The organism is Leminorella grimontii (assembly GCF_039789245.1).
GTDB classification, from domain to species: Bacteria; Pseudomonadota; Gammaproteobacteria; order Enterobacterales; family Enterobacteriaceae; genus Leminorella; species Leminorella grimontii.
In genome coordinates this window covers 1,238,990-1,257,994 of the sequence record NZ_CP146357.1, presented here as the reverse complement: position 1 = coordinate 1,257,994, position 19,005 = coordinate 1,238,990, and the positions used below count along the sequence as shown (strand labels likewise).

Below are 19,005 nucleotides of genomic sequence, written 5' to 3'. Positions count from 1 at the left end.
TTCCTAATTAAAATTTAAGGGTTTTAAGTGCATCCAATGCAGAAGACACGCCATCAACATCACGCTGAGACAGTGAGCCATAGCCACCGGCCATGAACGCTTTCGCCTGGGTGCGGGAGAGTCCAACATCGCGCAGGACTCGCTCGATAGTTTTCTGGGAGGGCATTTCACCCCGCGCTACTGCGCTTTTTACTTCGCTGATACGGGCTTCGTCATTGGACGGAAAAGTAACTGGGCTGACCTCCCAAAGGTCGATCTCTTTAAGCAGAAAAACCTCTTTAGTCCGGTCGTACTCCCAATCCTTCAGCATGTAACCAATAGAAAGGCCGGTTAAAGAACCGGCCTTCATATGAGCATGAGCGCGCTTTGCCAAAGGATCATCATCAATGAGAAGTCGCCCCTTGACATACAGCCCCACCTCGTCCTCTTTCATTTCGGTATAGACACCGATGGGCTCATCCATTTGATGCTGCCAGAGCATAGCTGGCATAGCATTCTTCTCTCGCCACGTTTGAAGCGACTTAGAAAACGCGCCGGGGACAACAACATCGTCGTAACTGTCCTTGACGCCAAATACTGAGCCATAGCCGTCAAATTCGCCGGTATCACTGACCGACTTTAGTTTTAACGGAATATCAAGCCGCTGTTTGGTCATCAGCATTGTGCTGCTCCTCGGTTATTTTTCGCTTGCCGCCGTCAGACGGTTTAGTCGTCATGTTCATTGGCGTCAGGTAAACATCGCCGCCGGCACGCGGGTTAAGGTCTTCCAGCTCCCGGCAATCATTGGGGGAATAGATCCCCCAGTTGATCCCGGTTGAGTAAGCCTCAAACCGCGACTTCATATCGCCGCGCAGCAACGCCCCCGCGTTGAACTTGGCGTAATAGATGCCCTGTTTCGACTCCCGTACCAGCCCCGTATTGATCCGCTGTTCTATCCGGGTGAGATACGGCACAAGGGAGTAGTTGATAAAACCGATCCCCAGATTTTCTATGTTGTTGAACGTCGCCCTGTCGGTGTTCTGTACCAGGTGCATAGGGACGCGAAACAAGCGGCAGATTTCCTCCAGCTGGAATTTGCGGGTTTCCAGAAACTGGCTATCTTCCGCGTTGAGCCCCATCGCTTTCCAATCCAGCCCCATCTCAAGGATCATTGGGCGGTGAGCATTGCCCAGCCCGGAGTGGCGTTCCTCAAAGTCCTTTTTCAACCGGTTATAAGCTGCATCAGTCAGCGTTTGTTCAGTGCGCAGCACGCCGGACGTTACCGCACCATTGCTAAACAACCTCGAACCGTGCTCTTCTGTCGCCAGCCCCAGAGCGATTGCTTCTCGCGCATACGCAATAGGATTGAGCCCAACCAGTCCGTCAAGCGTTAGCGTTCTGACATGCCATATGTCGTCTTGGCCTAAAACGTCAGTTGAACCGTCGGGGAACGTCACCCGATAAACCGGCTCCCATGCAGAGTTGAGCTTAGGGGCTACACTGCCGGGATCGAGTGGAAGCAACTCAACCACCTCCCCCAGCGCTTTGACTTTGTAGGCATAGAAATTACCGCGGAGGCACAGACATACCGTCAGCAACTCCCAGAATTCTTGCGGCGTCATGTATCCGTTGGGCTTCATAGACAGAAGTTTATAGAGCCGCTCCGCCGACGCCTTTTCCTTGCCCTTCCCGGTCGCTTTATACAAGTTGCAAGGCAGCATGCCGATCGATTCTGCCAATACGCGAACACAGCCGAAAACCGCCGTGAGCCTCATCGCTCGCTGGCTGCTGACACGTTTTCCGGTGTAGGTGTCGTAAGTTAAACCAGTTAACTCGGCCAACTCTGCCGGCGTAGTCACCGGCGTAGAATCATGAGACTTCTTAAACAGTCCAGGGAAGAACATTAACTACCCCCTTTCTGTGGCGCGCGGGCCGCAAGGAACGACCAGGCTAGACATAAAACGCCGCCTGCGATAAACCCCGCCGGCGGGTAAATCATCCATGCCCCGATTGAGAGCAATAGCGCCCCCGCCACCCCTACAATCAGGGCGAGAATGGTTAGGATCATAATTTCCTCGTTTATAGTGAGCGAATGCCAACGTTAGAAATGTGCTCGGACAGGCTCGGCTCCTGTTCGCCACCATTAACCAGAAGACGACTCGTCGCGATGAACATCGCAACAGGACCGTCGATCTTATTTTCTGGAGTAGATTTGTTAGGGAAGATATTTTCGTTTTTGTCCGGCTTGACGGTAACGTTTGACATCATCCATGTCATGACCGGGTTGCCGTCGTGATGAAGGCGCCCGGCGTAAACCTTCGCCTCTATCTCCTTCATGGCCTCAGAAAGATTTTTCACAGTCTGAGGAACCTCTACGATCGGAGCTCCTTCCGCCGCTACAGATAGGGCAAACTGCGTTGCACTCCAAGGATCGTAGGCCAACTCATTCATTGAGTCACCGCGAGCCCAGTCCAACGTCTCCTCTTTGATTAAGTTGTGATCGACAACATCGCCGTCGGTAAACTCCAGATAGCCCGCCTCATTCCATTTTTTATACAACTCAGCCTGCTGCCGGGAACACGCCTCAAGCCGCCCTTCTGGGATCCAGAATTTCGACTTGATATAGATATCCCCGCTTGGCGATTGCCATACTTTAACCGCCGCTGAAATATCGATCTTGTTGGCAAGGTCAACGCCGAGCCACATAGACCAAATAGCAGATTCCGAACTATCCCACGTGTCGCGGCATTTTTCCCAGCGGGCCATATCCATCCACGCCTGCTCACCCTGTACCCAAATATTGAGGTGCTTGGTGAAGAAGTTAACGCGTGCGGATACCTGCTCTTTGGCTTTCTTGGCCAGGCGGCGCATGTCATCCCAGCGCTTACAGATACCTAGTCCGGGGTTGGCCTTTGGCCAGTTAGCCTCATCAAATGGATCGTCATCCTTATCCAGCGTGTAGATCAGCGCGAAATAGCTATCATCTTTTATAGATAGCGGGTCCGGGTTGTCGAAATTCTGCAACACCTTGATCGCGTAATCGCGCTGCTCGTAGCAGATCCCCTCTTTGTTGAAGCCCGCTGTGGTAATGGCAAAAATCAGCGATTGCAGGCGGGCGCCCGTCGCCGTTTCCAGAACGTCCCAGACGTCTCTGGTTTTATGCGCGTGCAGCTCATCCACAATACCGCAGTGAATGTTCAAGCCGTCCAGGTTGTTGGCGTCGCTGGCCACCGGCTCAAACTTCGAACCGGTGCGCTCCTGATGAATATTCAGCTTGTTACTGCCGAACATCCTGCCGAGCGTCTTGGCGGCCAACTTGATCATTCGCTTGGCATCTTCAAAGACAATGCGGGCCTGATCGCGAGTGGTAGCTGCGGAATAAACTTCCGCCCCCCCTTCACCATCGGCGCCGGTCATATAAAGGCCGATACCGGAAGACAGCGTGGACTTTGCGTTTTTACGCGCAACCTCGTCATAGGCAGTACGGAATCGCCTAACGTAAACCGGTTCGCCATCCTCATCGATCACCGGCTCTGATGTCATTTCGTCTATCAGCGGAATGACAAAACCAAAAATGTTGATCAGTATAAAAACATGCCAATCCATCAGCTCGATCGGCTTGCCGGTCAAATGCCCTTTTACATGCGGGACAAAGCAATAAAAATCGAGAATGTGCTGAGCGCGGTCCTCATCAAAATAGACACCGCGCTCAGGGCCGTGCTCTAAATCATGAAAGAACCGCTGGCACGCCAGGCGCACCAGTTCGCCAGCAACAATTTCGCCAGATACCACGCGCTCTGCGTAGCGGAATCCATCTGCAACGGTTGCCATTCATCATTTGCGCTTTTTAAGAAATGCTTCCAATGGGTCTTCCTCCGCCGGGCCTTTGGCCGCAACTTTGGATCGACTTGAGGGGGTCATGCCAAACTCAGACAGCATGGCTCGAATACGTTTCCAAACATCCGCCTTCATCACAGCTGCAGGGTGCGGTTTAATCATTCGGATCTCACGATCTTTCCCTTCGTCACGCTCATCCTCGCTATATACCGCGTAGGTGTATCCCTCGCGGTCGAGCGTGTCACAGTGGTGCCGGTACTCGACGTATGCTTCGATCAGCAGCTCAAGAGCCTTTGCGTCTAACGTGGTCATCACGCCAACGGCGTCGAGCTCCTCCCCAATCCGCTTAAACCAGTACTTCCCCTGTTTATCAAAATGCTTTGGAATTGGGGGAACCCCTGACGGTGGTTTAGGCTCGCTTTTATTTATCGCTCGCTTTGATGGGTTCCCCTTCACTAACCGTAGGTGTGTCGGGGTTTTCGGTGGTCCTGACATAATCGAAAACTCCTATTAATCACCGCTAAAAAACGCCCCAAAAAAGGTTTCTAACCTGCGGCGGTGTGAAAAAAGGTGAGGCAGCGGTCCTTTAGGCCGAGAGTGGTAGAGATTTGATCCCCCCTCCCCACACTTGAGATTTATTCTCATTTACACTCATTTTGAAGCTCGGCACCAATCAGCCCCTTGAACATCAATACCGTCTGCTCGTCTTGTGTCATGCGTTCCTCTCTCTCGCTGTCTTTGTCTTATGGCAGGGCCAGCACAATGCCTGTAGGTTAATATCTGCATCGGTGCCGCCATGTGCTTTTGGGGTGATATGGTCCACGGTCTTAGCCTCAACGGCACGGCCAGTGGGTAGGCAGTTCTGACACAGATAGTTATCGCGCTTCAGTATGCGAGCCCTGATGATGTCCCACTTACTACCGTAGCCGCGCTCATGCCTACTGAGTCCGCGCTGGTGGTTCTCCCAGCCTGTGTTGCGGTGCTGCTCACAGAACCCGCTTCGGTCAGTTGTAGTCTTACCGCAGCCACGCTTACGGCAAGCTCGGGGTATTCTTGCTGGCATAAGGCTACCTTAGGCGTGAAAGGATTTCGGTTGCTGCTCGTTCTGTTGCCGCCTTTATCGCCGTCGCTACGTCCACCAGTGCTGATTCGTCAACCTTTGGCTTCACTTCAACTATTAGAGTGCTGATAACCTTCTCTGCCTTAGGTTGCTTAACTGTCAATGAACGCGGAAAGTGTTCAGGGATACCGTTGACCGTCGTGCGGCTTCCCCACGCGTCATACTGTGCCGAGCCTGCCGGGCTTGATATCTCATAGCCGGTTTCGGTGATAGTCACTTTCATGTAGGCCATCACATCGTTTAAATTCAGTTTCTTCATTTTCTCCCCTCTCTGATTGGTATTAGTGATCAGTATTCTTCCGCCACGGTTGCCGATAGACCGCTATGATGGGAACTTCACCCGGCGTTGCCCGTTATTGATTAACCCCGCCCGCTCGCATGATAAGGAGCACCCTTGCGGATCATGGTCATAGCTAAAGCAGGGAGACAGCGACGGGTGGCGCGGCAAATTTGGGGTATAAAAAATGCCAGCGGGAAGGCTGGCATTAATAACAAGTATGTTATTCAAGTCTACAATGTTGTTAGCAACGCTAGATTATCATACCTTTTCGTTAAAAGTTCATACTTTCTTTGTTTTGTGGGATGAGAAAGGCTTCCAAAGAGCCCCATCAGAATATTATGCTACACATGAAAATATAGCCCTCGATGTTTTTAAGAGTGCTCGGTATCAATACAGCGCGTTTATGCTAAATTCGTCACATCATCACGCATCAATTTAGCATTTTCTAAAATCAAACTTGACACTTGCAATGCTTGTTAATTATTGTTTGCTGACGTGTTCAATGCACGTAACCAAGGTGAAACAGTAAAACTCACTTAAACCCAAAAAATACAAACTGGTCTCCGTTCCCCTTCATCTCTATTGTTCCCGGATGAAGGGGTATTTTTTATGTCCTTACGCTTGACGGCCCTAGCCATTGTTAACTACGCTTTAAGGGCGTGTTAAACACGTAAATCCAGATGATAAAACAGAAAGCTAAGACGAGTGCACAAAAGAAGATGTTCGCCCCTTCACTGATGATGGGGCATTTTTTTATCTTCAATACTCAAACTACGACGTTTAAATCAAAGCTTCACATTTTATTCACATAACTCGGCTATCATTAAGTATGCCAAATCTCTTTTCGTGGAGCTGACACTATGAATAGCGTTGATATATTTATCATTCTGTTTATTTCAATCCTGTCTGCTGCTGCGGTGGTCTCTTTCTTTTTTGACGAAGAAGACCGATAGTCTACGTACAGCGCTGAAGGTGGCCGCTTAAAAATTAATCAAACAACTGGCAAATACGATTACTATTAGCTACGATGATTACCGTGCACGGCACATGGAATAATAAAGATACTATGTATATTCATGGGTTGCCCCTTCTTCCTCTCTCGAAAGTTGGGGCTATTTTTTTATGTCAATTTCCCTGATCCCCGTCTTATCAGCGTTACACTGCGCCAGCGCCGCCAGCAGCGCCACGTTCAGGTTAACGCTGCCTCCCCATGTCAGTGGTGCCGGTATTGGTGGTTGTGGCGTCTCGGCTGTCAGGTTCGTCGGTAGCGGTAGCGCCGGAACCGGTACGTAAACCACGCGCGTATTCTCGCAGCCGCCTATCGACAGCAGCAGGAACAGCGCGACCAGCGCACTCATCACCTGTAACAGCCACTTTGATATCTTCCTCGGCTCTCTGTGACTCCAGTGCGATTTGTAACTTTGCATTGTGAGTTATCCCTATTACGGTATTGATGGCGTTAGCGGCGACCAGTGTTCGCTCAATGATGGCACCAGCGCTATCGGCTCGCTGTTCCGCTGAATCCGCTCTGGCTTTCTCTGTCTGGTATTTGCCGTGGTAGTGATATGCTGACCAGCAAACTCCCCCGAACAGGCTTAAGGCAAACACTGTTATGGCAACTACATAGCGGGCTTTCATTTCTGACCCCACAGACAAACCTCGCGCTCAATCTCACGGCGAGTCACTAGCCCTTTCCAAACCTTGCCGCCTGCGTATGTCCAGCGTTTCAGCTCGTTACATGCGCCTTTACCGTCTCCGGCATTAAGCTTTTTTAGTAGCGTTGAGCGGCTAAAGGCTCCGGTACCAACGTTGTACGTGAACGAATAAAGCGCGGCTCTCGTTTCGTCGGGGAGCGGTACCGTCACCAGGCGGTCAACTTGGCGCTGAACGATAGCTAAATCTTGGCGTAAAAGCTCTTCACACTCAGCCTTTGAATACTCGCGACCGGGAACAATATCCGACCCCGTATGTCCATAGCAGACAGTGAGGACTCCGACCACATCACGGTAAGGCTTCGACTCATAGCCTTCGAAATACATCACCATCGTTGCGGCAAGCGTCAACGCCCCGCTAAGCAATCCAGCTTGAAGAAACCTATTTTTAAGAGATTCTTTCATCATTTCCCCCAGCCTTGAGTTCAAACTCTTTACGCTTGTAGTGCCAATTGACAACAAAAGTCCCGATGGTGCAGCCGATACCAATGACGAGAGCCCAGTCATTTAGAGATAAAGCTCCTAGCATTGCAGTAAACGCCCCCCATCCGTATGCAGAGCCAGTTGAGTATTTGTCCATGCGCATATCCACCTCCTACCGGAAGTGTCCGTTTTAGTTAATAGGGTTAGCCCTCAGTCGTAGCCACTGAGCATATGAGGGTGTATGTTGGGTTTGGCTGGGGATGTGTGGGCTTTGTATTGTGAGCCGGTCTTTCCCGGCCGTCACCTTGCTATACACCATGCATGGGGTTACAAATAGCAAGGGTTAAGCAAATACTGCCTTAAAGTATGCTATAAACCGAGAGCGGGTAAGAAAGTAATGAAACTCGAATTCTTTAGCTAATTGAGATTGGCTCTTGCCTGACAATTTAACGCAAATATGAATGAATATTTTTTTCATAAATTCTCCAATAAAAAAGCCACCAATCGGTGGCCTGTTATCACTGGAGATTCTTACAGTAAATCTCCAATAAATTTTGCATCAATCTGTATTTGCGCAGAAGGAATCCCCTCCATGTTACCGGAAATAAGATATCCGTGAGGAGTTTCAGCCGCAGTAAGAATGAGATTGAATTTATTGACATCACCAAAAACAGATGTGGCCGTCTTATTGTGCTTCTCTACAACGAGAGTCACCGCATTACCATTTGCCCTTCCCTTGTAGGAGTAGGCAAAATCTCCGCCGTTAACAGCATTCCCATTAACAACGACAGTTCCGCTACCAGCAGCCAAGTTATTGCTTTTGAATACGACAAAATAGATACCATCTTTCATAAAAACCCCATGCACTAAAGTTTATCGAAAATAGCGTTACCATATTAAGACTTTGAGGAAACGTTTCCAACTGACTAATAGTGCGGGCTTTGACAATGCGCCCTTCCTGAGCGGCACCTTCCAAAAAAGAAAACCCCGCCGGAGCGAGGTTTGAAATGTATTTTAGTGGTGTATAGCTACAAATTCCCACTATTTAGATAAATTACGCCATTCTTATGCAAAATGCAAGCGGCACCCGCATAGAATTTCCCCCTACCGCGTGATTTTCTGAAATGTGGCGTCAGCTGTGCTCTCTTCTGCGTCACATTTGGCGACCAACTGCTCATACAACGGCTTCCAGTTCCGCGACCACGATGACTGGGTTAACTCTGGGAGTAGCTCTTTAATTGCCCTGTAAGCCGTAGATGACGGCATCCTGCTATACCCTTTTCCGCCGCAACGCTCGCAGTCCTTTACCACTGGTGCCCCTGTGGCCTTTGTTGCTTCCCGGTCTACCGCCTTCCCTGTCCCTTTGCAGTTCCGGCAGCGTTTATGGATGACGCCCTTACCGTCGCAAGGCTGGCACAGCACCCGAACCAATTCACGCTCGATGACCGGTGGGATTTTCTCTTCGCCATCTACACCGATGTAACCGGGATATTTCACCACCTCCCGCCATTCTTCCACCAGCCCCTTACCGTAACAATGGTGGCATATCACGCTGGCGCCGGCTGAATGGCAATACTCTTCATAGGCCAAGGTAGCGATAATCCTCATACTGTGGGCCATCCGACGCCCGGCGACTTTACCCACCAGCCGGGGGGCTTTCCTGTGCGCATAATGCGTCAGCGCCTCTATGGCTTTGGCTTTGTCCTCAACGCTAATACCAGTCTTCCCTAAAAATGCTGACATTCCGAAAGCCGCTTTAGATTGGCACACTCCAATAGCGGCCATAATATCAGTACCAGTCAACCGTTCTGCCGAGGTTCCGCTCGGTGAATCAGTGATTGCCAGCCCTTGTGGGCTGAAATGCTTTAGTGAAGACTCCAACTTCATGACGCCTCCCTCATCGATTCAATCTTCACCATCAGTCCTTTGTATAGCCCTGAATGAATTTCATCACATGCTGGCTGCCATTGCATTGCCAGTTCCCGTTTCTTATTGTGCCATGCGATATGTGCAGCATGAGCGGTATCGTACAATCCTAAGTGCTTTAGCTTACTGTTTACACGGATGCTCGCCTTAAACTTACCATGCCGCTTATCCCAGCAAACGCCCTGAGGACACTCACCTCGTGCGTATGCGCGATCTACAGTGAAGTTGTTCAGTGCATGAGGGATAAATACACAGTGCTCTGGTGAGTAGACTTTATTTTCCAGAATGAGCAGGTCTTTATCTAACACATAATTTTCACGGTAATTCATTTTGTAAAACGCCAGAAAGTGACTGAAATACAACCACTCATCACAGACAGTGCAGCCGGCATAGTTACGCTTCCATTTCTCAGTGTTTGGCTTATAACAACGACGGAGCATGTCACGCCAAACGCTATAGACGCTATGATTGTGCTGCTTGCCGTCGATTCTAATCGTACGCGGAAACGAGACGTCAAAATGACCAACACCGAGTAGCATGCCCTTTTCCTTTGTGCGCGAAACTTTTGATTCAATTAGACAATCTATTTGATACTGTTTCATCAGCCGCATTCCCCCACCAGGTTAAGAATGATTTCGTCTGTAAGCTCACCGCGATCCATAAAGCGTTCTTCTTCCAGTATCCACTTACACACATTGATAGCCTCTTGCCGGGTTACTGGTTTAATTTTAGGGAGTAGCGTTTCAAGATATTCTTCACGATCGTTTACGTGGCAACGACCGCCATCGGCGTACTCATAGCCAAGCTCTTTTTCTGCACTATTGCGCATGGAGTAAAGCCAGTCCCAATATTGGAATTCACGAACGACATCAGATAGGGTGGTTGGCTCTGGTAGCTGCTTCGTAAATCCCTTGGAAATGGCCTTTCTCTGTTTATCCAGCTCTTGACAGCGCTCCCCCTGCACACAATTTGCCGCTATTTCTTCCTTTGTCCATCCCCAGCGGGCGCTATAAACATCATCTAGCTCGCCCACCAGCATAAGCTTCTCAGGTGGGGTGTTTTCTAACGCTGCGCTATAACTGCCAAAATAGGAGCGTACAAGGCTAGCCCGTTCAATATTCCGACGGGCGCCACGCAAATATCCCTCCGGGTCATCAATATTCATCGTGCCAAACGCAATCTGTAACGGATGGGCCCCGGATGCCATCAGATAATCAGAGTAACGCTTCTGAGCCTCTTTAGGCGTGATTTTCAGCTTCTTTAGCGCCTCTTCTGCTGCCGGTAGGTGGGCTGGTTCATTCGTCCTTATGACCTCCAGAACCCACAGATAAGCGTCAGTTTGCTTATGTCCGGTGATGGTCTTCTGAGGTGGTAACGGCTTGGTTGTCGCCAGTTCGGTGCTATAGGATGCAGCAGGGATCGAAAATAACGCCTTGTGCTCTGGATTGTCGATTCTCATTGCTGACTATCCCCTGCTGCTGTGTTGCCAACAAAGCCGGGGGCGCCCCCTAACCGACTAACGGCAGATTTCAGCGCTAAATTTTCTAAAATGAGCTCACCAATGGCTCCCTTCAGCTTAATAACTTCATTGTATGCATCCATATAATTATCAGGAGAAATCAAACGAGAAACTTCGTCTCGCGCTTCGATCAATTTCTGTAACAAGCTCGCATCGAAACCACTTCCTGTTTCTTCCAGTTCTCTAGTCTCGTTTTCACTCTCCTGCTGCCGTATGGTATTTTTGATTTCAAAATACTTTTTCATCGCTGTTTTCAGTTCGTTATTAATCTTCATGCTGCCCTCGTTACGTTGTTCGCTTCCCATTCCAAATCGATTTCACTCTGCGGTTTGCCAACCAAATAATTTTGAGCGCCGTTATTCCCCTCCAAAAACTGGTGAGAACGAGAGTCAAAAGTGGCGCCAATGTCGCCAATCCACCCCTCTCCCTCTCGTTGCTTCAGCAGTCGGATCATTGATGGCGGTAAATCCATCGCGGCTTGTTCATCCTTGCTTAAGTTCTCATAACCCTGCCTGTCGGCTTTCCGTTGAGCCAGTTCACGGGGGATGTTACGCCAAACGGCCATAACGTTATCGGGCATGTCCGTTAGTGCACCCGTCCCTTTAACGTCCATTTTTCCCGTCGGCGCGGCTTCATTCGTTTTTCTACTGTGCGTCACTAGCAGAACGTGGCAATTGTGCTCATTTTTGAAGTCGCACAGTGCGTCGATGAAGTCTTTTTGACCGGAATAATCCTCTTCGTCTAAGCCGCACTTAGCCAAGTTATCAATCACAAACAACTCAATCCCGTACCGGCGCCGAGCATAAACGAAAATATCAAGCAGTCGGCCAGCCTTTGCCGTTCCCGTGAGCTTGAATACCCATAGGCGGTCAGAAAACCATTCGTTAGTCATGATGATTTCGTCGCGTGACGGTGATGAAGTGCAGATAGTTTGCCGGGTCAGGCGGGCTAGCATTTTTCCCGGTTTTAACTCCAGTGAAGCGATGCAGGTACGCACTCCTTGACTCATTGCTTCAACGGCAATATGTCCAACCAGCTCGGTTTTACCGTGCCCATTTATGCCGTTGACCAGTGTCAGTTCGCTTCCCCTGAACCTGAAGTTGTAATTCAATGATTTCCAAGGACTGACGAACAACCCCGAATCACGGTGCTCGAAAGCCGCAATAGTTTCTTGGAGAAGATCGCCCGCTGAACATAGTTCGTCGGGATCGAAGAATTTAGCCCTTTCCAGATAAGAAAGTACCTGTTCAGCATCCATACCCGCCATCAGGCACTCGTTAATATCTTTATGGGGGAGTTCTACCAAGCGACAACGGTGTTCTCCCAGTCGGCGGGCAATCTCTTTAGCAGCCTCTCGGCCTACATCGTCATTGTCCAGGCTGAGCCAGATTTCATCAAAGCGATCGAGGTTGTGATATTCGTACTCAATCCATTGCTGCTTGGCGCCCTTACCGCCACCGAACGGCACTGATAGTGTGGGGAATCCGTACTGCGTATAAGTCATACAGTCGATTTCGCCTTCGCAGATAACAACCATACGGATTTTTGCATCAAGCGCCTGCCAACCAAACAGACTTGGTTCACAGTCAGCCTCAGCCATAATCAGTTTTTTGCCGTTTGGCCGCTCAATACCGATACGCTTTACCTGAAGCAACTCACCATTGCGGATATACGGAAAAGCCACGGCCGGGATCTCGCGGTTTTCATCGTGATACCATACAACAGCGTCAGAAATACGAAACAGATCGGCGGTTTCGCGAGTAATACCCCGCGCCGCAAGGTATTCGTAGCATAGATCCGCTTTTTTAACGCCTTTTTTCGTCGGACGCGCAAAGTTCTTTTTCTTCGCCTCAAAGTGGTGATCGTCATCCTTAAGTCCTAAAAACTCCTTGGCTTCCCGCATGGCTTCATGAAGTTGGCAGTTCCGAACCAGAACCCACAGATCCAGTAAGTCGCCACTGTCGCCGCTAGCAAAGTCAGACCATGCCTTTTTGCCGCTCATGTTAATTTTCAGGCTCTTCCCTGCCTCGCCGTTCACGCTTCCCGCACACCATTCATGGCCTTCCTTATGCCCTTTTGGCAAAAGGAACTTGGATACACGTTCCACGTTGTCCCATAACTTCTCGGATAAATCAGCGGCGGTCATTTACACACTCCGTAAATCTAACTTCGCAAAACACCACGTAACAAACTCCTCACGCAAAATGCCGTGGTTATATCCAGCCACCAGCACACGCTTGAGGAAGGGTTTCATTGTCGCCAGCTCCCACGCTTGGCTCTCTCCAAAGCGGCGTAATCCACGAAGACTTCAGCCGAGCCGTCATTGGATGGGGTGAACCATCCTGAGTTGTCAGGTTTTTCCGTGGGTTTTACTACCGTGGACAGAGGCTGGTTTGGTACCTTCTCCGGGAATAATCCCTGCCAACCACTGGCAATTGAGCGGCGAATGACCTCATCAGCGTTCTGGTGCCCTGCAAGCTGTCTGGTCTGGTATGTGCAGGTTGTTTCCGTCAGGGGCTGACGCTTCTCTCGGCGAAATTTAATCCAATCCTGCCAAATTTCATCACTGACGTTTTCAGGTTTTGCTTTTGCAGGATTAAATTTATTTTTGTCCTTCGCGTGCGCATCTTGTGGTTTATGATCTTTTACTTGTGGATCATGTTTTAATACTTGTAGTTCCTGTCCTCCAGATTCTGACGGGTCAAAAGCGTTGTTTTTGCCAGATTCTGACGGGTGAAAGGCTGTTGACACGCTCATTTCTGACGGGTCAGATTTTGACTGTTCAGAATTAGACGGGTCAGATTCTGACGGGTGAAAATCATCTTTTCTGCGCCGTGTGACTTTAAGTTTTACCCTTTCAGAAAGTGCTATTTCTTCCAGCTTTTCAATGTTGAGGTAGTACATATTTGAAGTATTGCGATTGCCATTACGCCTATTCTCACGACGTAGCCAGCCATCAGATTCCAACTCAGCTATAGCTGTCCTGATCGTACTTTCACCAGCACCAATCTGGCGGGCAATCGTTTTTATCCCCGGATAACTGGTTCCCTCATCACTGGAATAATCAGCAAGGCGCACCATTACCATTAATTTAGTGCCTTTTACTCCTGAGACGGCGCAGGCATCCCAAACATAACCTTGGATTTTGCTGCTCATACCGTTAACCTCTCGTAATACTGTTGAAACTTCCAAACTGGTTGCATGCAGGGATGTTCATAACCTGACCTCATGAAAATCACTTGCTGCTTTTCCGCGTTGTACCCGATGACATGCACAATGACACCACGCGGATCTCGGTAACGACGATCTAAAACGATAATTTCATCCGTCATAATTCATCATCAGGGCAAAAAACCACCGGCATAACCGCGCTTAGGTATGCTTCTCTGGGCATCGTTGGTTATCTGGGTGTGGAAATAATTCCTTTAGATCCGGACGGATTTCATGAGCCATGACTTGACCACCGGTGGCGCGAACTATCGACATCACATAGTCAGCTTTTACGCGACGACCATTTAACCATTTGAATACAGCCGCAGGAGACACACCGCAGGAACGAGCCAAAGCAGCTTGGCTACCTGTGATCTCAACTGCTTTTTGAATATGTGGATTAGTCATACAGTCACATCCATAAGTTAATTTCAGGGATAGATATTAGCCCATTGATTAACTTATGGCAATAACGTAAGTTAATTTACTAATATTAACGAAGGGATTAGAATGACAATTATGAAAACATTTGCAGATCGGTTAAATGCCGCTATTAAAGAATCAGGACACTCACAAGCTTCCTTGGCTAACGCAGTGGGTGTGAGTGCGCCCGGGATCTGGAAGCTAACTAATGGTAAATCTACAAGCACTAGAAAACTGGTTGAGATAGCAAAGGTTCTCGGAGTTGAGCCAGAATGGCTATCCACCGGTAATGGCCCCAAAAACTCTATAGTTAAAAAACAATCAAAAGAAGCTTCAGTACCACCAGAGAGTGAATGGATGCCAATAAGTGTTTGGGATAAAAATACCCCACTTGAAGATGATGAAGTAGAGGTTCCCTTCCTTAAAGATATAGAGTTTGCTTGTGGTGATGGTCGGGTTAATGAGGGGGATTACAACGGCTTTATGCTCCGATTTTCTAAAGCAACCCTGCGGAGGGTTGGCGCTAATACTGACGGGTCTGGTGTTATATGTTTTCCTGCTACTGGAGATAGTATGGAACCAGTACTTCCAGACGGAACAACTGTTGCTGTAAACACAAATAGCAAAAGAGTCGTTGATGGAAAGATGTACGCAATAAACCACTTAGGTTTAAAACGCATAAAGCTTCTCTACCTCATGCCCAACAACATACTGGGAATACGCAGCTACAACAAAGCTGACTTCCCAGATCAAGAAGTCCCTATGGATGACGTTGAGATTATAGGGAGAGTATTCTGGTATTCTGTTCTAATATAACTTCGCTTACACTTAACGCACTAAAAACCGGCCTGTTGCCGGTTTTTTTATTTTTAAATTTCAAACAGTTAACTCCAGAAAATAAAAATATCAAACCACGCACTTTACTAAAGTAAAAATTTATATTAACTTTAGTTCACATCCGGCAAGCAGTAGTTAATCTGCATTAAGCTAACAAAATACAGCCCCGCACCGACTCGCAATCAACTGCGGGGCTGCATAGGTCACAACAAACGGAGAGTCTATATGACCAGCATAAATCATACCGCAAACCAGCGCCCATTTGTAGTGGATGCCTGTCCAGTGCGCCTTCCCCTGTTCCGCTTTCGGTTCTGGGATGTGCGTTCACCTACTCCATCACGGCGTGAAATCATCGCTCCTGATGAGCGCAGTGCTCGTCAAATGCTGTCCGGCGGCTTTCTGCTGATGTTCTCTGCTCGTATTCGTCAGGAGGTGAGTCATGCGTAAGCCTTCACTGAAAGCTATTCCACTGGATATGGCCTGCTATAAGGCCGGTTTATTGGCGTCTTTACTTTCCGCCATGATGGAAAAATTCGCCGATGAATGCTCTCCAAAATTTCATGACCTAATCACCATTGCGGCCGATCTGAATCAGGAAATCACTACATCTTTGCGTGCGGAGGTGGGTGAATGAACAAGGTATCGACAACCGGCGTCCGGGAATACAAGTCCGTAGTTCGGCTCACAACTCAGGCAGCATCCCTACTGATCGCCGTTGAGTCATCTGTAGAACACATGGATAACGCCGACATACAAATCGCCCTCAGTGGCATAAGAAGCCTTGTCGAAGACGCTTATTGCAAACTAGCCGACATGGAGAATACAGAGGTGAACGTATGAGCCTAAGCGAACAACTAACTGCATATTCACGACTCGCCAGTGTGAGTGAGGCTGAGTTGGAAAGCATATCTGAGACTCAATATGATGCGGTTTGTACCATTTTAGACGGTATTTCGACGGTAGGAAATTTAGTCTTTTTGGCAGCATCAGGTTCTGGCTACCCAGAAGAACAAGCCAAAAAAGATATGAGCAAATTGGGGGCGTTCCTGTCCACGCTTGCAGAGATAGCGGACGTACTTAACCGGAATTCTAGTGCCGCTGGTGGTGAGATTGTCTGTCGTCAACGGAGAGTGACCAATGAGTAATAAACCCACTATCGACGAAATGGCGATCACTGCCGATAACCTGCAGTCACTGCTATGCATATTGCATGAACGCGGACCAAAAAAAACAGGCGGCGCAGAAGTTTACTCTCTTATCGGCCTTGCATGGGATTTATCCTGCAAAATTTCCTCTTGGTTGGACAGGGAGGCAGAGAAAGATGAGTAACGTCAACTTAACCACCCTCAACGAAGAGGTTGAAGAGGTAGTGGGAACGATAGGGATGATGACTGAGGCCGTTGGCGATAATAGTGACGATCACATGTACCGCACTTTACGGAGCCTGTTTAAGAAGATGAGGGCTATTGAAGTCAGCATCAATGAACTAATTGTTGACGGGACAATGAAGGTGGGTCAATGAAAAAACTGCTTAGCCCCTTAATTGCCGACATGACCGAAAGTGAGCTTATTGCGTTCCTCGATTCGAAAGACTTAAAGCTGCCGTCGTGGATGACAGCGCCGGAACGGCTGAAAAATTCGCGTCCAATGACGCCTGAGGAACTGCAGGAGTATGCGGAAATTTGCTCCGGCCTACTCCGCACCAATGCCGCATTAAGCTACCTGATTTACTGCGGTGAACGGTTCGGTAAACGGGATAACGGGTTTGTTTTTCAATGCGACAATATCGTTATCGCAATCGACCGTGATGTCATTGAGCTGCTGTTACAGGCTCAGGTTGAGTCGGCGCTTTTAGAAATACCTGACTCCGATGGCTACCTTCACGTTATGAACTTCTACCTGATGAATCAGCGGGAAGAGGAAAATAGAGGTGGTCCTTGGCTGAATAAATTCATTGATGACTTTTTGAAAGACAGTGCAGTGTTACTGCTTTCCGGTGAGCTACAACCACCGCCACCGGCAGCGATTCACTAAGAGGAATGATAGACATGAAAAACCAAGTTATCACTATCCAAAACACCCAACTGCCTGTTGTTGAATATCGCGGTCAGCGCATTGTTACTCTGGCGATGATTGATGAAGTCCACCAGCGGCCAGAGGGCACAGCGCGTGCGGCATTTAACCGTAACCGTACTCACTTTATTGAAGGTGTGGATTTTCTTGAATTGACTGCGGACGTAATACGTACGGAGTCACTTTCTGATGTATTTGCCGCTCGCACTGCCAAAGGAATCATTCTTTTCGAGTCTGGCTACCTGATGTTGACGAAGCCATTCAATGACGATCTAGCCTGGCAGGTTCAGCGAGATCTGGTTAATAGCTATTTCCGCACTAAGCAGACCCAGCCACTGACTGAAATAGAAATGATTGCCGCAATGGCCGCCGACGCCGTTCGCCAGCAAAAACGCCTGAATCACGTCGAAGAACGGATCGAGACGGTAACCGAAGCCGTGGAGAACATTAAGCGCGGCACTATGCGAGCTGGATACGTTGGGTATCGTCAGGTCGTGGCCAAAAGCGGAATGACTGATGCGAAATGCCGAAATCTGGTTAACGCCTATAACATCCCCACAGATACACACGAATTTATGACGCCGGATGGACTGTTGTCCCGTCGTGCTATCGTTGAGCTTGAACCTTTCATGTCCGCTTTTCATCAAATGATGTCGGAAGCAGAGCCTCGCGGGAATACGCGCAGGTATCACCCTAAAATGGGGCTATTTCAGGCTATCGGGTGGGAGTTTTGATGATGCAATACACTAAGAAGTATATCGTTACCTATCTGAGCAGCTATCCATGCGGGCACCGACATCCGCTGCAAATGGCGGTGTTGGCCATAGACGCTAAAGAAGCGACAAGCAGGACGACTGATGCATTAGAAGATGATCGAATCGGAGCAACTAATCATTCGTTATTTTCTGTCGTCCCTGAAGGTTATAGCGAAGAACTTATTGGTGAACTCGACATATGCCAGGAGAAAAAATAAGACACCAGCGTTTTAATTTAACTTAGGCAGCGCCCAACTTTATTTACGGCTCAATGGCCGGGGTTAACTTCGGCCAAAATAAGAGAACATTGAAATGGAAAATAAATCTTTGCTCGAAAAAAGAAGAAAGAATTTTATTGATTCCGTTTTTTACCACCTGCGGAAAAATAAAAAAACCACAACCTGCCTTCGTGTTATCGATGATTATGAATATGAATTTAATTTAGATGAGACGGTATTAAGTAAGGCGCTGGAAAGTCTGTATGAAAATAACGTATGCAGGCAAGTTATGGCGTTGACTGACGGCGAAATCATATCGACTTACGCCGAACTCTACACCGTCAGCGGGAACTTAACTAAAGCCGGCACAGAGTTTCTTGGTTATATCACCGAGTTAATTGCGAACCGCTTACATCAGAAGGCGCAGGAAAATGAATAGCATTAAACGATATACACCCGACTATTGCATGAGCATAGGCCATGAAGCTGTATTAATGCGTGAAAGCGATAGCGGCGAATATGTGAAGCATGAAGATTATGTGGCGCTATTAAATAAGACAAATACTTTGAGCGAGTTCGAGTCTCACGTAGACCATTTATTAAATAAGAACTCTGATGATGGTGAAGCTATTCACAAACTGTCATTCACTCTTGGATTAATTATGGGCTTTACCAATAAGGGAGATAACTGAA

The 19,005-nt window shown here is 48.5% G+C and carries 30 protein-coding genes; 11 read left to right on the top strand and 19 right to left on the bottom strand.

All coding sequences use genetic code 11. The annotated features are described in order from the left end of the window. Window positions 1–7: 7 nt before the first annotated feature. The 19 genes from V8L73_RS06100 to V8L73_RS06010 form a co-directional block, all read right to left on the bottom strand. A complete protein-coding gene (locus V8L73_RS06100) occupies window positions 8–658 on the bottom strand; it encodes an HK97 family phage prohead protease (protein WP_347254797.1) in 651 nt (216 codons plus the stop codon). Beyond that, entirely contained in the window at window positions 636–1,883 is a 1,248-nt protein-coding gene (locus V8L73_RS06095; RefSeq protein WP_347254379.1) for a phage portal protein, read from the bottom strand. The genes V8L73_RS06100 and V8L73_RS06095 overlap by 23 nt, the downstream gene beginning before the upstream one ends. Beyond that, entirely contained in the window at window positions 1,883–2,047 is a 165-nt protein-coding gene (locus V8L73_RS06090) for a hypothetical protein (RefSeq protein WP_347254378.1), read from the bottom strand. The genes V8L73_RS06095 and V8L73_RS06090 overlap by 1 nt, the downstream gene beginning before the upstream one ends. 11 nt (window positions 2,048–2,058) lie before the next feature. Then, complete coding sequence (locus tag V8L73_RS06085; RefSeq protein ID WP_347254377.1) at window positions 2,059–3,810, bottom strand: terminase large subunit; 1,752 nt, start codon at window positions 3,808–3,810, stop codon at window positions 2,059–2,061. Between the two features lie 3 nt (window positions 3,811–3,813). Then, a complete protein-coding gene (locus tag V8L73_RS06080) occupies window positions 3,814–4,311 on the bottom strand; it encodes a phage terminase small subunit P27 family (protein WP_347254376.1) in 498 nt (165 codons plus the stop codon). 217 nt (window positions 4,312–4,528) lie between these two features. After that, on the bottom strand, window positions 4,529–4,879 hold the full coding sequence (locus V8L73_RS06075; protein ID WP_347254375.1) for an HNH endonuclease: 351 nt from the start codon (window positions 4,877–4,879) through the stop codon (window positions 4,529–4,531). Window positions 4,880–4,883: 4 nt separating this feature from the next. Beyond that, window positions 4,884–5,195 carry a hypothetical protein gene (locus V8L73_RS06070; protein ID WP_347254374.1) on the bottom strand — a complete coding sequence of 104 codons (312 nt, stop codon included), beginning with the start codon at window positions 5,193–5,195 and terminating at the stop codon, window positions 4,884–4,886. 1,133 nt (window positions 5,196–6,328) lie between these two features. After that, entirely contained in the window at window positions 6,329–6,643 is a 315-nt protein-coding gene (lysC, locus tag V8L73_RS06065) for an Rz1-like lysis system protein LysC (RefSeq protein ID WP_347254373.1), read from the bottom strand. A gap of 207 nt (window positions 6,644–6,850) precedes the next feature. Further along, complete coding sequence (locus tag V8L73_RS06060; RefSeq protein ID WP_422655614.1) at window positions 6,851–7,336, bottom strand: lysozyme; 486 nt, start codon at window positions 7,334–7,336, stop codon at window positions 6,851–6,853. Further along, window positions 7,317–7,514, bottom strand: a complete 198-nt coding sequence (locus V8L73_RS06055) for a phage holin family protein (protein ID WP_347254372.1) — start codon at window positions 7,512–7,514, stop codon at window positions 7,317–7,319. Before V8L73_RS06055 ends, V8L73_RS06060 begins: the two co-directional genes overlap by 20 nt. A 368-nt stretch (window positions 7,515–7,882) precedes the next feature. Beyond that, on the bottom strand, window positions 7,883–8,203 hold the full coding sequence (locus V8L73_RS06050) for a GrlR family regulatory protein (RefSeq protein ID WP_347254371.1): 321 nt from the start codon (window positions 8,201–8,203) through the stop codon (window positions 7,883–7,885). Window positions 8,204–8,455: 252 nt separating this feature from the next. Next, window positions 8,456–9,238 carry an antitermination protein gene (locus V8L73_RS06045; RefSeq protein ID WP_347254370.1) on the bottom strand — a complete coding sequence of 261 codons (783 nt, stop codon included), beginning with the start codon at window positions 9,236–9,238 and terminating at the stop codon, window positions 8,456–8,458. After that, on the bottom strand, window positions 9,235–9,879 hold the full coding sequence (locus V8L73_RS06040) for a hypothetical protein (RefSeq protein WP_347254369.1): 645 nt from the start codon (window positions 9,877–9,879) through the stop codon (window positions 9,235–9,237). The genes V8L73_RS06045 and V8L73_RS06040 overlap by 4 nt, the downstream gene beginning before the upstream one ends. Further along, the gene (locus V8L73_RS06035) at window positions 9,879–10,736 is read right to left on the bottom strand and encodes a helix-turn-helix domain-containing protein (RefSeq protein WP_347254368.1); all 858 of its coding nucleotides are present in this window, start codon (window positions 10,734–10,736) and stop codon (window positions 9,879–9,881) included. The genes V8L73_RS06040 and V8L73_RS06035 overlap by 1 nt, the downstream gene beginning before the upstream one ends. Further along, complete coding sequence (locus V8L73_RS06030; RefSeq protein ID WP_347254367.1) at window positions 10,733–11,071, bottom strand: hypothetical protein; 339 nt, start codon at window positions 11,069–11,071, stop codon at window positions 10,733–10,735. The genes V8L73_RS06035 and V8L73_RS06030 overlap by 4 nt, the downstream gene beginning before the upstream one ends. Beyond that, window positions 11,068–12,942 carry a toprim domain-containing protein gene (locus V8L73_RS06025; protein WP_347254366.1) on the bottom strand — a complete coding sequence of 625 codons (1,875 nt, stop codon included), beginning with the start codon at window positions 12,940–12,942 and terminating at the stop codon, window positions 11,068–11,070. The genes V8L73_RS06030 and V8L73_RS06025 overlap by 4 nt, the downstream gene beginning before the upstream one ends. Before the next feature lie 104 nt (window positions 12,943–13,046). Further along, window positions 13,047–13,952, bottom strand: coding sequence for a helix-turn-helix domain-containing protein (locus V8L73_RS06020; RefSeq protein ID WP_347254365.1), 906 nt, complete (start codon window positions 13,950–13,952; stop codon window positions 13,047–13,049). Then, entirely contained in the window at window positions 13,949–14,128 is a 180-nt protein-coding gene (locus V8L73_RS06015) for a DUF4222 domain-containing protein (protein WP_347254364.1), read from the bottom strand. The genes V8L73_RS06020 and V8L73_RS06015 overlap by 4 nt, the downstream gene beginning before the upstream one ends. A 40-nt stretch (window positions 14,129–14,168) precedes the next feature. Then, the gene (locus V8L73_RS06010; protein ID WP_347254363.1) at window positions 14,169–14,414 is read right to left on the bottom strand and encodes a helix-turn-helix domain-containing protein; all 246 of its coding nucleotides are present in this window, start codon (window positions 14,412–14,414) and stop codon (window positions 14,169–14,171) included. 108 nt (window positions 14,415–14,522) lie between these two features. On the opposite strand from V8L73_RS06010, the gene V8L73_RS06005 reads away from it, so the two are divergent. From V8L73_RS06005 to V8L73_RS05955, 11 genes are all read left to right on the top strand, one after another. Continuing rightward, window positions 14,523–15,245: an XRE family transcriptional regulator gene (locus tag V8L73_RS06005; RefSeq protein WP_422655621.1), complete on the top strand. Its 723-nt coding sequence runs from the start codon at window positions 14,523–14,525 to the stop codon at window positions 15,243–15,245. 246 nt (window positions 15,246–15,491) lie between these two features. Further along, window positions 15,492–15,713, top strand: a complete 222-nt coding sequence (locus tag V8L73_RS06000; RefSeq protein ID WP_347254362.1) for a host cell division inhibitor Icd-like protein — start codon at window positions 15,492–15,494, stop codon at window positions 15,711–15,713. After that, window positions 15,706–15,900 carry a hypothetical protein gene (locus tag V8L73_RS05995; protein ID WP_347254361.1) on the top strand — a complete coding sequence of 65 codons (195 nt, stop codon included), beginning with the start codon at window positions 15,706–15,708 and terminating at the stop codon, window positions 15,898–15,900. The genes V8L73_RS06000 and V8L73_RS05995 overlap by 8 nt, the downstream gene beginning before the upstream one ends. 202 nt (window positions 15,901–16,102) lie before the next feature. Next, complete coding sequence (locus tag V8L73_RS05990) at window positions 16,103–16,411, top strand: hypothetical protein (RefSeq protein WP_347254360.1); 309 nt, start codon at window positions 16,103–16,105, stop codon at window positions 16,409–16,411. Beyond that, window positions 16,404–16,595, top strand: coding sequence for a hypothetical protein (locus V8L73_RS05985; RefSeq protein WP_347254359.1), 192 nt, complete (start codon window positions 16,404–16,406; stop codon window positions 16,593–16,595). The genes V8L73_RS05990 and V8L73_RS05985 overlap by 8 nt, the downstream gene beginning before the upstream one ends. After that, on the top strand, window positions 16,588–16,788 hold the full coding sequence (locus tag V8L73_RS05980) for a hypothetical protein (protein ID WP_347254358.1): 201 nt from the start codon (window positions 16,588–16,590) through the stop codon (window positions 16,786–16,788). The genes V8L73_RS05985 and V8L73_RS05980 overlap by 8 nt, the downstream gene beginning before the upstream one ends. After that, a complete protein-coding gene (locus V8L73_RS05975; protein WP_347254357.1) occupies window positions 16,785–17,300 on the top strand; it encodes a hypothetical protein in 516 nt (171 codons plus the stop codon). The genes V8L73_RS05980 and V8L73_RS05975 overlap by 4 nt, the downstream gene beginning before the upstream one ends. Window positions 17,301–17,314: 14 nt before the next feature. Continuing rightward, window positions 17,315–18,073, top strand: a complete 759-nt coding sequence (locus tag V8L73_RS05970; RefSeq protein WP_347254356.1) for an ORF6N domain-containing protein — start codon at window positions 17,315–17,317, stop codon at window positions 18,071–18,073. Further along, complete coding sequence (locus V8L73_RS05965) at window positions 18,073–18,312, top strand: hypothetical protein (RefSeq protein ID WP_347254355.1); 240 nt, start codon at window positions 18,073–18,075, stop codon at window positions 18,310–18,312. Before V8L73_RS05970 ends, V8L73_RS05965 begins: the two co-directional genes overlap by 1 nt. Before the next feature lie 94 nt (window positions 18,313–18,406). Next, window positions 18,407–18,751, top strand: coding sequence for a hypothetical protein (locus V8L73_RS05960; protein ID WP_347254354.1), 345 nt, complete (start codon window positions 18,407–18,409; stop codon window positions 18,749–18,751). Then, window positions 18,744–19,004: a hypothetical protein gene (locus tag V8L73_RS05955; RefSeq protein WP_347254353.1), complete on the top strand. Its 261-nt coding sequence runs from the start codon at window positions 18,744–18,746 to the stop codon at window positions 19,002–19,004. Before V8L73_RS05960 ends, V8L73_RS05955 begins: the two co-directional genes overlap by 8 nt. Window position 19,005: the final 1 nt, after the last annotated feature.

What these genes read in the sequence shown, in the direction of transcription:
- V8L73_RS06095 (WP_347254379.1), bottom strand. Translation starts at nt 1,883, where the DNA reads ATGTTCTTCCCTGGACTGTTTAAGAAGTCTCATGATTCTACGCCGGTG.
- V8L73_RS06090 (WP_347254378.1), bottom strand. Translation starts at nt 2,047, where the DNA reads ATGATCCTAACCATTCTCGCCCTGATTGTAGGGGTGGCGGGGGCGCTA.
- V8L73_RS06085 (WP_347254377.1), bottom strand. Translation starts at nt 3,810, where the DNA reads ATGGCAACCGTTGCAGATGGATTCCGCTACGCAGAGCGCGTGGTATCT.
- V8L73_RS06080 (WP_347254376.1), bottom strand. Translation starts at nt 4,311, where the DNA reads ATGTCAGGACCACCGAAAACCCCGACACACCTACGGTTAGTGAAGGGG.
- V8L73_RS06075 (WP_347254375.1), bottom strand. Translation starts at nt 4,879, where the DNA reads ATGCCAGCAAGAATACCCCGAGCTTGCCGTAAGCGTGGCTGCGGTAAG.
- V8L73_RS06070 (WP_347254374.1), bottom strand. Translation starts at nt 5,195, where the DNA reads ATGAAGAAACTGAATTTAAACGATGTGATGGCCTACATGAAAGTGACT.
- lysC (WP_347254373.1), bottom strand. Translation starts at nt 6,643, where the DNA reads ATGCAAAGTTACAAATCGCACTGGAGTCACAGAGAGCCGAGGAAGATA.
- V8L73_RS06060 (WP_422655614.1), bottom strand. Translation starts at nt 7,336, where the DNA reads ATGATGAAAGAATCTCTTAAAAATAGGTTTCTTCAAGCTGGATTGCTT.
- V8L73_RS06055 (WP_347254372.1), bottom strand. Translation starts at nt 7,514, where the DNA reads ATGCGCATGGACAAATACTCAACTGGCTCTGCATACGGATGGGGGGCG.
- V8L73_RS06050 (WP_347254371.1), bottom strand. Translation starts at nt 8,203, where the DNA reads ATGAAAGATGGTATCTATTTTGTCGTATTCAAAAGCAATAACTTGGCT.
- V8L73_RS06045 (WP_347254370.1), bottom strand. Translation starts at nt 9,238, where the DNA reads ATGAAGTTGGAGTCTTCACTAAAGCATTTCAGCCCACAAGGGCTGGCA.
- V8L73_RS06040 (WP_347254369.1), bottom strand. Translation starts at nt 9,879, where the DNA reads ATGAAACAGTATCAAATAGATTGTCTAATTGAATCAAAAGTTTCGCGC.
- V8L73_RS06035 (WP_347254368.1), bottom strand. Translation starts at nt 10,736, where the DNA reads ATGAGAATCGACAATCCAGAGCACAAGGCGTTATTTTCGATCCCTGCT.
- V8L73_RS06030 (WP_347254367.1), bottom strand. Translation starts at nt 11,071, where the DNA reads ATGAAGATTAATAACGAACTGAAAACAGCGATGAAAAAGTATTTTGAA.
- V8L73_RS06025 (WP_347254366.1), bottom strand. Translation starts at nt 12,942, where the DNA reads ATGACCGCCGCTGATTTATCCGAGAAGTTATGGGACAACGTGGAACGT.
- V8L73_RS06020 (WP_347254365.1), bottom strand. Translation starts at nt 13,952, where the DNA reads ATGAGCAGCAAAATCCAAGGTTATGTTTGGGATGCCTGCGCCGTCTCA.
- V8L73_RS06015 (WP_347254364.1), bottom strand. Translation starts at nt 14,128, where the DNA reads ATGACGGATGAAATTATCGTTTTAGATCGTCGTTACCGAGATCCGCGT.
- V8L73_RS06010 (WP_347254363.1), bottom strand. Translation starts at nt 14,414, where the DNA reads ATGACTAATCCACATATTCAAAAAGCAGTTGAGATCACAGGTAGCCAA.
- V8L73_RS06000 (WP_347254362.1), top strand. Translation starts at nt 15,492, where the DNA reads ATGACCAGCATAAATCATACCGCAAACCAGCGCCCATTTGTAGTGGAT.
- V8L73_RS05995 (WP_347254361.1), top strand. Translation starts at nt 15,706, where the DNA reads ATGCGTAAGCCTTCACTGAAAGCTATTCCACTGGATATGGCCTGCTAT.
- V8L73_RS05990 (WP_347254360.1), top strand. Translation starts at nt 16,103, where the DNA reads ATGAGCCTAAGCGAACAACTAACTGCATATTCACGACTCGCCAGTGTG.
- V8L73_RS05985 (WP_347254359.1), top strand. Translation starts at nt 16,404, where the DNA reads ATGAGTAATAAACCCACTATCGACGAAATGGCGATCACTGCCGATAAC.
- V8L73_RS05980 (WP_347254358.1), top strand. Translation starts at nt 16,588, where the DNA reads ATGAGTAACGTCAACTTAACCACCCTCAACGAAGAGGTTGAAGAGGTA.
- V8L73_RS05975 (WP_347254357.1), top strand. Translation starts at nt 16,785, where the DNA reads ATGAAAAAACTGCTTAGCCCCTTAATTGCCGACATGACCGAAAGTGAG.
- V8L73_RS05970 (WP_347254356.1), top strand. Translation starts at nt 17,315, where the DNA reads ATGAAAAACCAAGTTATCACTATCCAAAACACCCAACTGCCTGTTGTT.
- V8L73_RS05965 (WP_347254355.1), top strand. Translation starts at nt 18,073, where the DNA reads ATGATGCAATACACTAAGAAGTATATCGTTACCTATCTGAGCAGCTAT.
- V8L73_RS05960 (WP_347254354.1), top strand. Translation starts at nt 18,407, where the DNA reads ATGGAAAATAAATCTTTGCTCGAAAAAAGAAGAAAGAATTTTATTGAT.
- V8L73_RS05955 (WP_347254353.1), top strand. Translation starts at nt 18,744, where the DNA reads ATGAATAGCATTAAACGATATACACCCGACTATTGCATGAGCATAGGC.